At 37.7% G+C, this 16,172-nt stretch carries 16 protein-coding genes; 4 read left to right on the forward strand and 12 right to left on the reverse strand.

Going from position 1 to position 16,172, the window contains the following annotated elements; genetic code table 11:
* Positions 1-66: 66 nt before the first annotated feature.
* The 3 genes from bsh to rpsU form a co-directional block, all read right to left on the reverse strand.
* Positions 67-1,044, reverse strand: a complete 978-nt coding sequence (gene bsh / locus H5S39_RS00240) for a choloylglycine hydrolase (protein ID WP_182595574.1) — start codon at positions 1,042-1,044, stop codon at positions 67-69.
* A 118-nt stretch (positions 1,045-1,162) separates the two neighbouring features.
* Complete coding sequence (locus H5S39_RS00245; protein ID WP_182595612.1) at positions 1,163-1,609, reverse strand: GatB/YqeY domain-containing protein; 447 nt, start codon at positions 1,607-1,609, stop codon at positions 1,163-1,165.
* A gap of 59 nt (positions 1,610-1,668) precedes the next feature.
* Positions 1,669-1,860 carry a 30S ribosomal protein S21 gene (rpsU, locus tag H5S39_RS00250; protein WP_003674289.1) on the reverse strand — a complete coding sequence of 64 codons (192 nt, stop codon included), beginning with the start codon at positions 1,858-1,860 and terminating at the stop codon, positions 1,669-1,671.
* A gap of 300 nt (positions 1,861-2,160) precedes the next feature.
* On the opposite strand from rpsU, the gene H5S39_RS00255 reads away from it, so the two are divergent.
* A complete protein-coding gene (locus H5S39_RS00255) occupies positions 2,161-3,657 on the forward strand; it encodes an ABC transporter substrate-binding protein/permease (protein ID WP_182595576.1) in 1,497 nt (498 codons plus the stop codon).
* Positions 3,647-4,387: an amino acid ABC transporter ATP-binding protein gene (locus H5S39_RS00260; protein ID WP_269448399.1), complete on the forward strand. Its 741-nt coding sequence runs from the start codon at positions 3,647-3,649 to the stop codon at positions 4,385-4,387. Before H5S39_RS00255 ends, H5S39_RS00260 begins: the two co-directional genes overlap by 11 nt.
* Before the next feature lie 61 nt (positions 4,388-4,448).
* Here H5S39_RS00260 and aspS read toward each other — a convergent pair whose 3' ends face one another.
* Positions 4,449-6,251, reverse strand: coding sequence for an aspartate--tRNA ligase (aspS, locus tag H5S39_RS00265; protein ID WP_182595578.1), 1,803 nt, complete (start codon positions 6,249-6,251; stop codon positions 4,449-4,451).
* A gap of 379 nt (positions 6,252-6,630) precedes the next feature.
* Between aspS and H5S39_RS00270 the strand changes: the two genes are divergently transcribed.
* Positions 6,631-7,479 carry a fructosamine kinase family protein gene (locus H5S39_RS00270; protein ID WP_182595580.1) on the forward strand — a complete coding sequence of 283 codons (849 nt, stop codon included), beginning with the start codon at positions 6,631-6,633 and terminating at the stop codon, positions 7,477-7,479.
* 140 nt (positions 7,480-7,619) lie between these two features.
* Here the strand turns inward: H5S39_RS00270 and dtd are convergent, their stop codons facing one another.
* From dtd to H5S39_RS00300, 6 genes are all read right to left on the reverse strand, one after another.
* Positions 7,620-8,057 (reverse strand): D-aminoacyl-tRNA deacylase, encoded by a 438-nt coding sequence (dtd, locus tag H5S39_RS00275; protein WP_182595582.1) that lies wholly within the window; start codon positions 8,055-8,057, stop codon positions 7,620-7,622.
* 10 nt (positions 8,058-8,067) lie between these two features.
* Positions 8,068-10,305, reverse strand: coding sequence for a RelA/SpoT family protein (locus H5S39_RS00280; protein ID WP_182595584.1), 2,238 nt, complete (start codon positions 10,303-10,305; stop codon positions 8,068-8,070).
* Positions 10,306-10,319: 14 nt separating this feature from the next.
* Entirely contained in the window at positions 10,320-10,658 is a 339-nt protein-coding gene (locus H5S39_RS00285) for a hypothetical protein (RefSeq protein WP_182595585.1), read from the reverse strand.
* 79 nt (positions 10,659-10,737) lie between these two features.
* The gene (locus H5S39_RS00290) at positions 10,738-11,478 is read right to left on the reverse strand and encodes a 16S rRNA (uracil(1498)-N(3))-methyltransferase (protein WP_182595587.1); all 741 of its coding nucleotides are present in this window, start codon (positions 11,476-11,478) and stop codon (positions 10,738-10,740) included.
* On the reverse strand, positions 11,479-12,438 hold the full coding sequence (gene prmA / locus H5S39_RS00295) for a 50S ribosomal protein L11 methyltransferase (protein ID WP_182595589.1): 960 nt from the start codon (positions 12,436-12,438) through the stop codon (positions 11,479-11,481).
* Between the two features lie 76 nt (positions 12,439-12,514).
* Positions 12,515-12,820: a hypothetical protein gene (locus H5S39_RS00300; RefSeq protein WP_182595591.1), complete on the reverse strand. Its 306-nt coding sequence runs from the start codon at positions 12,818-12,820 to the stop codon at positions 12,515-12,517.
* A gap of 480 nt (positions 12,821-13,300) precedes the next feature.
* On the opposite strand from H5S39_RS00300, the gene H5S39_RS00305 reads away from it, so the two are divergent.
* Positions 13,301-14,257 carry an L-lactate dehydrogenase gene (locus H5S39_RS00305; RefSeq protein WP_182595593.1) on the forward strand — a complete coding sequence of 319 codons (957 nt, stop codon included), beginning with the start codon at positions 13,301-13,303 and terminating at the stop codon, positions 14,255-14,257.
* Positions 14,258-14,330: 73 nt separating this feature from the next.
* Here H5S39_RS00305 and H5S39_RS00310 read toward each other — a convergent pair whose 3' ends face one another.
* On the reverse strand, positions 14,331-14,504 hold the full coding sequence (locus H5S39_RS00310; RefSeq protein WP_182595595.1) for a hypothetical protein: 174 nt from the start codon (positions 14,502-14,504) through the stop codon (positions 14,331-14,333).
* A 47-nt stretch (positions 14,505-14,551) separates the two neighbouring features.
* Positions 14,552-15,967, reverse strand: a complete 1,416-nt coding sequence (locus tag H5S39_RS00315; RefSeq protein ID WP_182595597.1) for a C69 family dipeptidase — start codon at positions 15,965-15,967, stop codon at positions 14,552-14,554.
* Between the last annotated feature and the right edge of the window lie 205 nt (positions 15,968-16,172).

The following is a 16,172-nucleotide window of genomic DNA, read 5'->3' on the forward strand; positions in this document are numbered from 1 at the left end:
TTTTATTTAAAATATTGTATAAAATACCTCTTATATACACATGATTGCATATAAGAGGTATAAAAATTAGTTTTGATATTCAATCTTTTGTTGATCATTTACCGGATAAGTAATTAATGCTGTTGATTCGAGATCCTCTTTGTGCATATCAACTGCATTAATTTGACCATTATCATATGTTCGGTAGTAAAAGATTCCCTTAGTTAAATTAGAACCATCAGAATAAATAGTATACTCATATGTATTAGGTGCTACCTCATCTAATCCCTTTTGTTGCTCTACAGATTGTAAGATATGAAAATAGTTAGTTATATTTTCAACTTCATTATCGCCAATTGGTGCATGCATTTTTACAAACGTAGCCTTAACAAAACGACTTTCAGAATCCATCCCACCAGGAAGAAAATGACTGCCAAATCCTCGACTATATACTGGTAACTTTACTCCTGGTGCAAGCGTATTTTGCGGTTCAGCTGGAGATACACTCTGATAATTACTTAAATTGATTAACTGGTCTGGAAATTTAGGATTGTTAGTTAACACTCCAACAGGATTATCGTAAACATTTAATCCTTCAGTAGTCGATTCTACCGTTACCGACGCTCCAGTCTTATCAGCAATAATCCAGTGAAGTGGTGCTGCTTGCATTTTTGCTGAGAAATTAATATCAGCAATGTTAGCATTAGCAAGAAGTTCCTTTGCTTCTGCAACCGAAGCAGCTTGAGCAAGAACATAAGGTATTAATTCAAATGAACCAATATTATCCTTGCCCTCTTGAATTGGGAAATAATGTGCAGGACCATCAAAATTAAGTCCGGCCATTCCAACCCCTTTTTCATTTATTCCATCAAAATATAATGGATAATTATCACGAACAATTGACATCCCAATCATGGCATAGTGATGATCTAAAGTCGGCAATTTGCGGAAATTTAAGACCATATTACGAGGAGTTATAACTACCTGTTGGCCAAGTGAAACCTCTAAATCTAAATTACGACCAAAATAACTATCCCCTGCTTGATAAATAATAGATGTACACATTTCAAGGACTCCTTTTTTTGTTTAACTACCTACTCTAAGAATATAACACTCTTTGCCAAAACTAAAAAGAAGTGCAATAAATCATTACAACGAAATGGCTGATTTATTGCACTTATTGTTATTTACTCAGTTGTTCCTTTACAACTTGATTTACTAGCTTGCCATCTGCTTGTCCTTTTACCTTAGGCATAACAGCACCCATGACCTGACCAAAGCCCTTCATACTATCGACACCTAACGTATCAATTACTTCACTAACGATTTTTTCAACATCATCCTTTGATAATTGTTGAGGCATGTATTTTTCAACAATCGTTAACTCTTTTTTGGCTTGTTCAACTAAATCATCACGCCCAGCATTTTCGAATTCTGCCAGCGATTCCTTACGTTGCTTGTATTCCCTTGCCATTACAGCAACTTCTTCGTCACTATTTAAATCATGGCCAAGTTCAATTTGTTCATTCTGTACTGCTGCTTTTAACATCCGAACGACATTAAGTGTTTCTTTGTCACGTTCCTTCATTGCAGTTACCATATCTGCTGTTAGCTGTTGTAGCAAACTCATCTTTAGTCCTTCTTTCATATAAAAAAGCTCTCACCAGGCAACAGGTGAGAGCACACATTTTAGTAACGACGACTGCGCTTGTTCTTACGCTTCCGTGCCGCTTCAGATTTCAACTTGCGTTTTACACTTGGCTTTTCGTAAAATTCACGTTTACGGTATTCTTGTAAAGTTCCGTTACGTGAAACCGAACGTTTAAAGCGTCGAAGAGCGTCGTCTAAAGATTCATTCTTGCGAACGACTGTTTTTGACATGTTGATTCCCTCCCTCCGAGCTTAAAGTTACGTATCGAGGAAGCGGTAAACCAACTTCCCTTTCACTACAAAAGTTATTGTACCCAACATGCTTTAACCTGTCAACATTACTTTTAAATAAAAATTTAAAAATATTCGAATATTAACCATTAACTGGCACACAACAAAGAAAGCGTTACCCTCAACTATACATTTTTATGAATAATTATACTTTTTATCTAAATTATATTGCATAATTAATCATTATAGCGTATATTACATATCAATAATTCAATTTGAAATACAAAGGAGCTATTGATTATGAAAGGTTTTAAACATTTACTAATGTTGATAATCATTGCACTGCCGATTTTATGTGCACCGACTTCAGCATTAGCTGCTGAAAATTCATCTTCAGCAACAAATACATCACAAGTCGCTAATAATGATTCACTTCAGAAAATTAAGCAAAAAGGAACCTTAGTGGTTGGGTTAAGTGCTGATTATCCTCCATATGAATTTACCACTAAACAAAATGGCAAAACCAAATATGTTGGCTTTGAAGTCTCACTTGCCAGACAATTTGCTAAGGACCTTGGTGTCAAGTTAGTCATTAAAAATATGGACTTTGATTCACTTCTTGTCGCCTTAGAAACCGGTAAAATAGATGTCATTATTTCTGGAATGAATGTTACAAATGAACGGAAAAAGAGTGTTGACTTTTCCAACACCTACTATTCTGGGGACAGTTATTTTCTAATTAATAAAAGCGATAAAGATAAACTTGTTAACGCAAAAAGTTTCAATGGAAAAACAGTAGGAGCGCAGAACGGAACGCTTCAATCTTCGCTCATCGCTAAAGAAATGCCCCAGGCAACCGGTAAAGGACTTGCCAAGCTATCCTCTTTAGTAATTGGTTTACAATCACATAAATATGACGGAATCTTAATGGATGCCGCCACAGCAAAGGCCTATGCCGCAAACAATTCCAATCTATATGCTTTTAATTCAAAGTTACCGAATACAGCCGGTGGGATTGCGATGGCATTCCCAAAGGGTGACACTTCATTAGTTAACGCGGCTAATCAAACAATCAAAAAGGTTAATAGCGAAAATCTTATTAATAAAAAGTGGATTCCTCAAGCTTCACAATATATGAAGAGTTATAAGAAGCAAAATACCATCCTTAGTTATTGGCGTTATTTTGCAAAGGGTATTGAGTATACTTTAATCATTACTATCGTTTCAGTTTTCTTCGGTTTTATCCTCGGAACGCTCTTTGCCTTAATGCGTTTATCAAAAAATAAACTTCTACATTCAATTGCCGTTTGCTACATTGAATTTTTGCGGGGAACCCCAATGATGGTTCAAATTATGTTTGTTTACTTTGGTATCGGTGCTATTATTCAATCGTTACCCGCATTACTTGCCGGAATTATTGCTGTTTCTCTAAACTCTGGAGCATATGTTGCTGAAATCATTCGTTCTGGAATACAATCAATTCCACTCGGTCAAACCGAAGCTGCGCGGAGTCTAGGAATGAGTAAAAGCGAAACATTCCACTACGTCATTATGCCTCAAGCACTTAAAAATATTTGGCCAGCACTAGGGAATGAATTAATCACCCTTTTAAAGGATAGTTCACTAGTATCAGTTATCGGTGTTACCGAATTAATGTACCAAACACAATTAGTTCAGTCTGCCACATATAAAGGTGTGCTTCCATTATTTATTACGATGATCATTTACTTTATTCTTACATTTACGCTTTCCAGAATTTTACTTTACTTTGAAGGGAGAATGAAACATGCCCACTAAAATGATTGAAATCAAAAATTTACAAAAGAAATTCAAAAATATTATTGTTCTAAAAGACATCTCTGAACAGGTTAATAAAGGACAAGTAATTTGTATTATTGGCCCTTCTGGAGCTGGGAAAAGTACCTTCTTACGTTGTCTCAATGCCTTAGAACAGCCATCAAGCGGTCAAGTACTCTTTGAGGGGCAAGAATTAATAGGCCTCGATGATAAAAAGCTCGACCAGTTGCGGGAAAAAATGGGGATGGTTTTTCAAGGATTTAACCTTTTTCCAAATATGACCGTCCTAAAAAATATTACAATTGCTCCCATTAAAGTTAAGAAAGTTGATGAGTCAACTGCTGAAAAAACTGCAATGTCATTATTAACTAAAGTTGGCTTAGCTGATAAAGCAAATCAATACCCTGATCAACTATCAGGTGGTCAAAGGCAACGGGTTGCAATCGCCCGTGCCTTAGCAATGAACCCTGAAGTAATGCTCTTTGATGAGCCAACAAGTGCTCTTGATCCAGAAATGGTTGATGAGGTATTAAAAGTTATGCGTGATCTTGCTAATTCTGGGATGACAATGGTTGTTGTAACTCACGAAATGGGATTTGCCCGTGAAGTTGCTGACCAAATTTGGTTTATGGCAGATGGCTATATTCAAGAAACCGGCACCCCGGAAGAATTTTTCAATCATCCTACCACCCCTCGTGCACAAGACTTCTTAAAGAAAATCCTCAAATAAAAATACCCTGTGAATAGACAACACATTATCAATGTGTACTATTCACAGGGTTTATTTTTAATTACTGTTCGTCAGGATCCTGATCCTGCTTATAATCAACCTTTTCATCAAACTCAATCTTAAGATCATCAAGCTGTTGTTGGCTAACCTTGCCTGGAGCAGCAGTTAACGGTTCAACTGCTTTAGAATTCTTAGGGAATGGAATAACGTCACGAATATTGTCAGCTTGGGCAAGAAGCATTACCCAACGATCTAACCCAAAAGCTAATCCTCCCTCTGGTGGCATTCCCATTGTTAACGCCTTAAGCAGGAAGCCAAAGCGCGCCTCTGCACGTTCTTTCGTATATCCTAATGCCTTAAGAACTTTTTCTTGAACTTTTGGATCATGAATACGAATAGATCCACCACCAATTTCATTACCATTTAAGATAATGTCATAGCTTTGTGCATGGGCCTTATGTGGATCTTCGCCATCTTCAAGATAATGAAGGTCCTCTTCGTTTAACATTGTGAATGGATGGTGAGCAGCAATCCACTTACCGAATCCTTCATCGTATTCAAACATCGGCCAATTAACAACCCAGAGGTAATTCCACTGGTCAGGTTTAATCATTCCTAATTCTTCTGCAATTGCACGACGAAGGTATCCAAGAGAATCAGCAACAACATGGAAACTACCAGCAACAAAAAGAATTAAATCGCCGTCCTTTGCGTCCATCTCGTTATTAATCTGGGCTGCTTGGTCATTCAAGAATTTTGCGACTGGGCCATTGTAGCCATCGGCAGTTACTTTAACCCATGCAAGTCCTTTAGCACCAAAGCGCTTAATATAATCTTCATACTTAGAAATATCTTTACGTGAATATTTATCAGCCCCACCTGGCACACAAATTGCCCGAACATAATTTCCGTCTGCGACTGTATTAGCAAAGACCTTAAATGAACTGTTCTTTACAATATCAGAAAGATCATGGATTAACATTCCAAAACGAGTATCAGGTTTGTCTGACCCGTACTTATCCATTGCTTCTTGCCATTCCATCCGTGGGAAAGGAGTCTTAACATCAACACCAACGATTTCTTTCATCACGCGTTTGATTAGGCCTTCGGTAACAGTTTGAATATCTTCTGGTGTAGCAAAGCTCATCTCAGTATCAATTTGGGTAAATTCTGGTTGACGGTCTCCACGAAGGTCTTCGTCACGGAAGCAGCGCGCTAGTTGATAATATTTATCCACTCCTGCTGCCATCAATAGCTGCTTAAATAATTGTGGTGATTGTGGCAATGCATAGAAATGACCAGGATATACTCGTGATGGCACAATGTAATCCCGTGCCCCTTCAGGAGTGGACCGTGTTAAGTCAGGAGTCTCAACATCCATAAACCCTTCGTTATCATAGTAATTATGAACAATTGAAGCAACTTTACTTCGAAGCTTAAGATTTCGCATCATTTCTGGACGACGAAGGTCAAGATAGCGATACTTCATTCGTAAATCTTCTGAAGCATCTACATTATCAACGATATCAAACGGTGTTGTCTCAGATTTAGCAAGAACCTTGATATTCTCAACAGCCACTTCAACTTTTCCAGTCTTCATATCAGGGTTAAGTTCCTTTGGTGCCCGTAGTTGAACCTTTCCTTGGACTTCAAGAACATACTGGTTACGGACAGCATTAGCAACCTTAAAGGCTTCTGGATTTTCTTTTTCATTAAATACTAATTGTACGATTCCTTCACGATCCCATAGGTCAATAAAGATAAGTCCACCAAGATTACGGCGTTTAGCAACCCATCCTTTTAAAACAACTTCTTGTCCTACCTGTTGTTCGTTTGTATCTCCAGCGTAATTTGTTCTCTTCATTTTCCGCTTACCTCTTTCAATATTATTAATAACAATTTAAATAAAAAAGCACCCTTGAAATTACAAGGGTGCAAATGCACGGTACCACCTTGGTATCACTCAAAAATAACGCCATAATGACGGAGCTCAGTGCTCAGCTTCAAAAGTGTCAATCGAGGCTGGATTATTTTGGAGCTCTCACCAATCTCCAATCGCTGATTAATACCAGATACTCAAGCATTCTTTATCAAAAGCTATTAATATTCTTTAATTTACATTTTTACCATACTCGAAAGCATCTTAAAAGTCAATACTCGCCTAACAAATAAATTTTGCTTAACACAACTTGATCTAAAATGTTATAAATAGGTTAGTCTAATAATAAAAGAGGAGGGATAGAATGAATAATTTAGATACTTCTTGGTTTAGAAAACTCCCTTTAACTAACATTACCACTGTTAAATCCGTAAGTGGCGGAGATATTAATCTCGCATATCAAGTAATTACCAAAGATGAGAAAAAATTTTTTATTAAAGTTCAACCACACCACAATCAGGACTATTTCAATCACGAAATTAGCGGACTGAACGCAATAGGAAAAATTATTAATACTCCCACCCCAATTTATCATGGCGAAATCGATGGAAATGCCTACCTAATTCTTAATTGGCTCGATGAAACGTGGGGAGATCAAACAGACCTTGGTTATGCTGTTGCTAAAATGCATCAACATTATAATGATAAATTTGGCTTTACAGAAAATCATCAAACAAAAGCACTCATCAAGAACAACACCTGGACTTCCAACTGGGTTGATTTTTACGTTCATCAACGACTAGAACCGGAAGTTGAAGCTGCAGCTAAACGCGGTTATTGGAATAAATGGCGACAAGAACACTATTTACAAATGGTTAAACAGTTTAGCAATTTTTATCATCAGCATCAGGTAAAGCCTAGCCTACTACATGGCGACTTATGGGCTGGTAATTTTATGTTTGCTGACAATCATGAACCATACTTGATAGATCCTGATGCCGTATATGGCGATCGGGAATTTGACTTAGCAATGACTACTATTTTCGGTGGCTTTGATAAAAGTTTTTATCATGCGTATAGCCAGATTTTCCCATTTGATGACCAGCTTGACGAACGTCTATCATGGTACCGTTTCTATTACTTATGCATGCATTTAATTTTATTTGGTGAAAGTTATGGTAGTGCAGTCGATAGAATTTTAGGTCAGTATTAAATATCCTGATCGATTGATTTAAAAGCAAATAACACAGTATATAAATGAGCTCCAGTGCTGGCAAAAGTGATATGCCCCTGGAGCTCTATTTGTGTTATAAGAATGTGAATATAGCGTTAAGTAAACTGCTCACGTTTTCTCTATCGTTCATACAAAATTGTTGTTGGACCATCATTTTCCAAATCTATTTTCATCATTGCACCAAAATGACCAGTTTCAACATGAATTCCCGTTGCTGCTAATTTTTGATTAAATAAGTCATATAATGGTTCGGCAATTTCCGGCCGTGCTGCCTGCGAAAAACCAGGCCGATTGCCATGCTTAGTATCAGCATATAACGTAAACTGAGAGACTGACAAAATCGCCCCGTTAACATCTCGCAGTCCCTTGTTCATCTTGCCATCTTCATCTTCAAAGACACGTAAATTAGTAATCTTATGGACAAGATAATCAATCTGCTCTTCACCATCGCTTGGTGCAAAACCGACTAAAAGAAAGTAACCCTGTTTGATTTGGCCAACAACTTTGTCATCAATCGAAACGGCCGCATGATTTACTTTTTGTAAAACAACTCGCACTTTAGACCTCCTAGCGAATAATTCGCTTAACAACATATACATCTGGGATATTTTTTAAGCTATCCATAATTAATTGCAATTGTCTTAAATTACGGACACCAATAATCAGACTAATTGTTACCATCTTATTATGGTCAACTTTACCGTTAATAGAGTTTAGGAACCGGGTACTATTATTAACTGATTTAAGCACGTCATTTAATAGTCCATTACGGTTATAGCCTTGAACTTCAAGGTCAGCATTATAATTAGTCTTATCACCATTTGGATTGGCCCAGTATACGCTGACAATTCGTTCACCATTCTTTCGTGCTGCCTTAATATTAGGACAATCATCACGGTGAACTGAAACACCACGTCCCTTAGTAATATAACCAGTTATAGCATCTCCAGGAATTGGACTACAACAATGACTTAAGCGAACAAGAAGGTTATCAACTCCTTCAACTACTACACCTTCACTTGACGCCTTTGCTTGCTTTTGTTTTTCACGTTCGTTCGGTTGTTCAAGCGTTTGGTGGTCTTCAAGGACTGCTTTTTCAGCAGCCTGTTGACGATCATTTTCTACCTGCTGACGAATATCAGCAGTAAACCGGTTACGAATACCTACCGGTGCTAAATCACCAAAGCCAAGCGCTGCAAACATATCATCACTACTATTATAGTGAGATTCTTTTGCAACTTCTTCGCATTTTTCATCAGTCATGAGTTCGGCGGGAGAGTACCCTGCTTCACGCAATTCATTTTCTAATAGCCGTTTCCCTTGTTCAATATTCTTTTCACGATCATGAGCACGGAAAAACTGACGAATTTTATTTCGTGCTCGACGTGTTGAAACAAGATCAAACCAGTCTCGACTTGGCCCTGCCGATGATGGTGAAGTAAGAATATCAACAATATCACCATTCTTAATCTCATAATCCAATGGTACAATTCGTCCATTAACCTTTGCACCAGTTGTATGATTGCCGACTTCCGTATGAATTTGGTAGGCCATGTCAAGCGGACCTGATCCTTTCGGCATCTCGATCACATCACCCTTAGGAGTAAAAGCATATACCTTATCAGTAAAGATATCACTTTGAATCCCCTGCATAAATTCATCAGTGCCTTGACTCTCACTTCGTAATTCTAAAATTTCTTTTACAACGTTTAATTTTTGACTATCCTGTGTCTGCTGAATACCATTAGTTTTTCCTTCTTTGTAAGCCCAATGAGCAGCAACACCATATTCCGCAATCTCATGCATCTTATGAGTACGAATCTGCACTTCTAAAGGTCGCCCTTCTGGTCCAATAATTGTAGTATGAAGAGACTGGTAACCGTTTGCTTTCGGCATCGCAATATAGTCTTTAAATCGTCCAGGCATCGGTTTCCAATTAGTATGGATTGCTCCTAGTGCCGCATAACAATCCCTAATTGAATCAACAACAATTCTAACTGCTAAAAGATCATAAATTTGACTAAATTGTTTATGTTGAGTAACCATTTTACGATAAACGGAATAGATATGCTTTGGCCGTCCGTAAATTTCAACATTGGGTCCTAAATCAAGGTCTGCAATTGCCTTTTTTATTAGCTTAATCGAATCATCAATATAATCTACCCGCTGATCGCGCCGGGAATTCATTAAATGAACAATTCGATAATACTGTTGTGGATTTAAATAGCGCAGCGAAAGGTCTTCAAGCTCCCACTTAATTGTACTGATTCCTAACCGATCAGCAATTGGAGCATAGATTTCAAGAGTCTCATTTGATATCCGTCGTTGCTTATCCGGGCGTAAATGTTTGAGCGTTCGCATATTATGAAGACGGTCAGCAAGTTTCACGATCATAACCCGAATATCTTTTGACATTGCTAACAAAAGTTTTCGATGAGTTGCCGCCATCTGTTCCTTATTCGACTTATAACGAATCTTTCCAAGCTTGGTGTCACCATCAACAATCATCGCAATAGTAGAACCAAAAAGCTCTTCAATATCACTTAACGTAGCTCCTGTATCTTCGACAATATCATGCAGGTAACCAGCACAAACAGTCTCTGGATCCATATGCAAATTTGCTAAGATTCCAGCAACTTGAATTGGATGGATAATATATGGCTCTCCTGACTTACGCCGTTGATCATGATGAGCAACCTCAGCAAAATGGTAAGCTTTTTCAACTAGGGCAACGTGTTCCTCATTCATATATGAACTAATCATTTTTTTAACGTCTTCATGCGTTAATTCCTTTTGCTCTGACATCAGCTTCCCTCCTCTCAGTTATTTTGCTGACGTAATGACCATGACAGATATGCTAATGCTAAATAAGCAAGAGCAAAATAATATGTATATCGTGGTAGGAAGAAATATGCAGTGATGAAATAAAAGAATGGAAAAATAAATAATTCCATCCATTTTCTGTGTTGTTTATAAATCCAGTATCCTGTCCAAATACTAAAAAGCCCATTAACTAAAATTAAGATGAGCTCTACCATTACTACCCTTGTAACAAAGGGCAGCTTATCAACAATTAATGTTAACAAAATTCCAATCAAAATACTGGATAACCACAACCGCTTATCCAAGCCTTGCCATGCTTTTTTTATAAAATTCATTCTCTTTCAACACCTATATTCAGTTTCGAGTCGCCGTTTAAAGTTATCACTTATTTTACCATAAAATTAGATACACTCATTATAACAATTCTGTTGCATATGAAATTGCTGCCATAAAATATAACGGTGCTGTTTCAGTCCGCAAAATTCGTGGTCCTAAACCGACTGATATCACACCTGCACTATTCATCTTCATAACTTCTTCAGATGTCAAACCACCTTCAGGACCGAAAATAGCAAGAATTGAATCACCAGTTCTTAAACGCTGAAATTGCTGTGATAAGGCACTCGTCTCTCCTTGCTTGGCAGATTCTTCCCAAGCAACTACTCGTTTAGTTGTTTGGTACCTATCTAATAATTGGTCTAAATTATCACAATACTTAATTTCTGGTACCTTGTTACGGTGAGACTGTTCTGCTGCAGATTTAGCTATTTTTTGCAAACGAGTAATTTTACGTTCGCGCTTGTTCTCCTGCCAATGGCTAATGGAACGGGCAGCATCGAAAAAGACAATTTTATCTGCCCCCATTTCTGTTGCCTTTTGAACAATTAATTCTGGTTTTTCTTTAGTTTTTGGAATGCCGCATGCCAATACCACCGAAACCGGTAATTCACTATTAATAGTCAGTCTTTTAGTGATTTGTAATTTAACTTCCGGCGCTGTTTCAGTCAATACTGCCCGATATACACAATGATCTGCTAAAACTAGTTCAATTTCGGTTCCTATTTTTGCCCGCATCACTTTTACTAAATGGTGAGCTGGATCTTTGGGTAAAACAATCGTTTCTTGGGGAGAAATATTAGCAAAATATCGTTGCATTTATTTCACCTCAATTGGCTTATGAGCAATAATACCGTGCCAATCTTTCATTTGTTGTTCTTCATCAATAACAAAGCCCTGTTCAGAAAGTTTTTGCCGAATTAATGAAGCTTTATCATCAATAATTCCGGATACAAGGAATTTACCACCTGGTCGGAGATTTGCATACGCTTGTGGTACCAATGGGACTATAATCTCTGCCAGAATATTAGCAACAATGATATCAGCTTGCGTATGAATTCCATCTAACAAACTATTAATGCCAACTTTGACATCTTTAGCCACCGGATTTAATGCTAAATTCTTTTTAGCAGAATTCACTGCAACTTCGTCTATATCATATGCTTCAATCTTTCCTGCTCCTAATTGCTTAGCAGCAATGCTTAATACTCCAGAACCCGTTCCCACATCTATAACATATTCATCACCGGTAATCACTTTTTCCAGTGCTTCAAGCATTAATCTTGTTGTTGGATGGGTACCAGTACCAAAAGCCATCCCCGGATCAAGATAGATTAATTTTTCATTTTGACTTTCGGGATGATATTCTTCCCATTGTGGTACGATGGTTAACTGGTCTGTCACACGCAACGGGTGATAATATTTTTGCCAAACCGTTGCCCACTTTTGATTGTCCACTGCTTCTGCAGATACATCATTCTTACCAGGATCCAAATTATAATCACTTAGTTTAGCAACTCGTTGGTGAATGGTAGGGAGCAACTCGGGAACGAATATATTTTGTGGGAAATAACCAGTCACGGCTGCTCCGCTATGGCGATGAGGAACTGATGCAGGATCAATAAATTCACCACGATCCCCATACTCGCCCTTATGTAAGTTCTTAAAGTCCGCTGCATCTTCAATTTGTACTCCTTGCGCACCTTCGTCAGTAAGAATGTAACTAACGGCTTCGACTGCTTCGCTGGAAGTTATTACTTTGATTGCTGTCCAATCCATTTAATGGCCTCCTTAAATAATAAAATCGTGACCACAATCTAATCAGATGGTCACGATAAATGCTGATTAATAAGGCCTACTTAGTTTCTGTATCAGTCTTATTAATGTGTGGTCGTTCTTGTTCACGTCTTTTTTCTTTTTCGAGATGATGGTTCAAGTAATCAATTAGATCAGACTCAGTTAAGAAAATACGAGGGTGATGCTGGTGATGTAATCGCACATCAATCTCGTTAATCTTCAATCGTCCAGTCCATGTGTGGGAATAACGAACAATTACCCGATTATTTAGCTTGTGCTTGCCGAAGCGGAACACATATACGTGCTGGGGTGTCATCATTGGCCGAATGTACTCTTTTTTATACATTAAATCATTATCGCGCATAAACTGCTTAGTTCTATTCAGAATGGTAACCACCTCCTCTATCTTTATTCCTGATCAATTAAATTAATCTCCCTAGATAGGTATATTTTAGCACAGGTCTGCATTGTTCCAAAGTTTAATCTATGTTTAAACTTTAATTTTCAGAAAAAATGCTATACTAATTTCACAATATATACGAAAGGTGATTGATTAATTGAGCCTCTTAATTGCTATTTTTATTTGTTGGCTACTGTGGAAAGTAGGAATTCTTACCATTAAGTTTATTAGTTTAATTATGCTCCTTCTTTTAATAGGAATGTTTGTGCATATTCTACTATGGCCCGCAATTCTTTTAGCCATTGTTATTTTAGACATTGGTATCTTTAATTGATTTATTAAGAAGAATTTTATAGTAATTTTCACAAGGAATGTTATAATCGTTACTGTGAGAGAAATCTCAAATAATGTATTATACATAAGATGAAAGGGAGACTGTTTATTATGTCTAAGAATCATCAAAAGGTTGTTCTTGTTGGTGACGGTGCTGTAGGTTCTAGCTACGCCTTTGCAATGGCACAACAAGGAATTGCCGAAGAATTTGCTATTGTTGATATTATTAAGGAACGGACTGAAGGGGACGCAATGGACCTTGAAGATGCTACTGCTTTTACCGCTCCTAAGAATATTTACTCTGCTGATTACGACACTTGCAAGGATGCCGATTTAGTTGTTATCACTGCAGGTGCTCCTCAAAAGCCTGGTGAAACTCGTCTTCAATTAGTTGACAAGAACTTAAAGATTATTAAGTCTGTTGTTGAACCAATCGTTAAATCTGGCTTCGACGGTATCTTCTTAGTTGCTGCTAACCCAGTTGACATCCTTACTTACGCTGTTCAAAAGCTTTCCGGCTTCCCTAAGAACAAGGTTGTTGGTTCTGGTACTTCACTTGACTCAGCTCGTCTTCGTGTTGCTCTTGCTAAGAAGCTTCATGTAGATCCACGAGATGTTGTTGCTAACATTATGGGTGAACACGGTGACTCAGAATTTGCCGCTTACTCAAGTGCTACTATTGGTGGCAAGCCATTACTCGACATCGCTAAGGATGAAGGTATTTCAGACGACGAATTACTTAAGATTGAAGATGACGTTCGTAACAAGGCCTACGAAATCATTAACCGCAAAGGTGCTACCTTCTACGGTGTTGCTACTGCCTTAATGCGGATCTCTAAGGCTATTCTTCGTGATGAAAATTCTGTTCTCCCAATTGGTGCTCCAATGAATGGTGAATATGGACTTAATGACCTTTACATCGGTACTCCAGCTGTTGTTAATGCTTCTGGTGTTGCCAAGGTTATCGAAGTTCCTCTTAACGACCGTGAGAAGAAAGCAATGGCTGATTCTGCAAAGCAATTGGAAGAAGTTGCTAAGAACGGTATGGCAAAGTTACAAAATAACTAAAACCTATTATTAAATTAAAGACTCTCAACGTTTATTACGAGCGTTGGGAGTCTTTTCTGCTTACCACACAAAATTAGCGGTCATTATTTAAATCACGGGCAAAATCATTAAGAAAATCCTTTATTAAACTATCCTTGTAGCCCTTTTTCTTTAGTTCATTTGCCAATATTGTAGGAGTTAACCCTTTTTGAATTGCTAATTGGTGATCACCAGCAAGCCAAAACATTACTAATTCGCGATCTTCCATTTCTTATCCCTCCCCTATTTCTATTTTGCCTATAATTGGGATTAAGATTAAAGATTTGGATCCATCTTAAACGACATCTTTGATAGTTCACACCCAGCAGTTAATAACTCATAAAAAAGTTCAGTTGTTCGTCGGTTATAATGGCTAGCAATTTCATGATTTTGATCTGTCAGATAATTAAGTAGTTCTTGACCAGCAAGCTTTTCTGTTGCCTTATCAACTTCGGCAATCTTTCGTCGTGCCCATTCATTTAATTCTTTTTGGTATGCTTCATCTTTTTCAATAAATTCATTATAGTGGCTTTCCACTACTTCTGCGAGTGCTTCATTTAGCCAAAAAGCGCAACTTAAATCCATCTTTGCTGGAACATTCCGATAAGATTCATCAGTATCTTCAGCATTAGTAAAGAACGGTACATATGGATTGAAAGCTGGTACTCCTAACTCTATCCAGTGAATACTTGATTTATACCTCTTAGTATCCCGAACTTGTAGAATATGAGACTGCGCTGTCCGTGATAATGAAATTGCACGATACTTTTTACTCTCTGGACCATCAGTCATTGGATCAAAAGGTGTTTCATTAAAATGAGATTTCAGAACATACTGAATATCTTCATGAGCGATTTTAAACTCAGCTTTACGAATAAAAGGCATCTCTGCATCTTCCGGTGTTTGACCTTGTGATGCCTGCGGACTAAGGTAACGCTGCGCAAACCATGTTCGTGGAGTATTATAATGACGGTCTTTTTGAGTGCTTGTACCAAAAATATGACGGAAATCCCAACGATTATGGTCAGGATTCAATTGATGCTCCTCAACAAATTCACGAATTTTAGGTGCCCACATATAATTTTGCGGGTCATCAAAGTTAACATCTTCTATCGCCACTTGGTTAGGCGTAACGGCGTAACAATTATCAGGAATACGAACCGCAACCCATTGATGTCCTGTTACTACTTCCATGTACCAAACATTATCTTTATCGGCAAATTGGATCCCATTGCCTTCTGCTGAACCATATTTTGCAATTAAATTTCCAGTATATTCAACCCCTTCACGAGCAGAGTGAATATACGGCAAGACAAGGGTACAAAGAGAATCCTCCGCTAACCCATTTTTGATAAAGGGATCATAAGCTAGTACGCGGTCATTTGCATAGACGCTTTCAGTAAATGAAGCCGCAACATTAGCTTCATTAATCCCATCCTCCTCATTAGGACCTGCTGTTTGATCTAATGATGGTGTTGATGTATATCGCATTCCACTTGTGGGCAAAGATACTGTTAGCTTATTATATGGCGATACATAAGTTTCATGCCGCCCTTTCACTGCTGGTTTGGTTAAAAATCGTTTGGGCTCAATTGCCTTTACTCGATCTTCATTTCTTGCAATGTAAACATTTCCGTCTAACGATGCCTTTTTTCCAACCATAATTGACGTACATGCGTCTTTACTTTGCATAAGTATACTTACCCCCTACTGTAAAATATCATAATAATTATACTACTTTTTATAATACGACATTTATTCTTGCTTGGTTGTTATAAAAGAATCGAGTAGGAGATAATTGATTAATTCAATTATCGACCTCTCACACCACCGTACGTACGGTTCCGTATACGGCGGTTCGACAACTTAATCACTTTGAATTAACTGGAGCGTCTTG

The sequence above is a fragment of the Limosilactobacillus rudii genome (assembly GCF_014145455.1).
In the GTDB taxonomy this organism is placed as follows: domain Bacteria; phylum Bacillota; class Bacilli; order Lactobacillales; family Lactobacillaceae; genus Limosilactobacillus; species Limosilactobacillus rudii.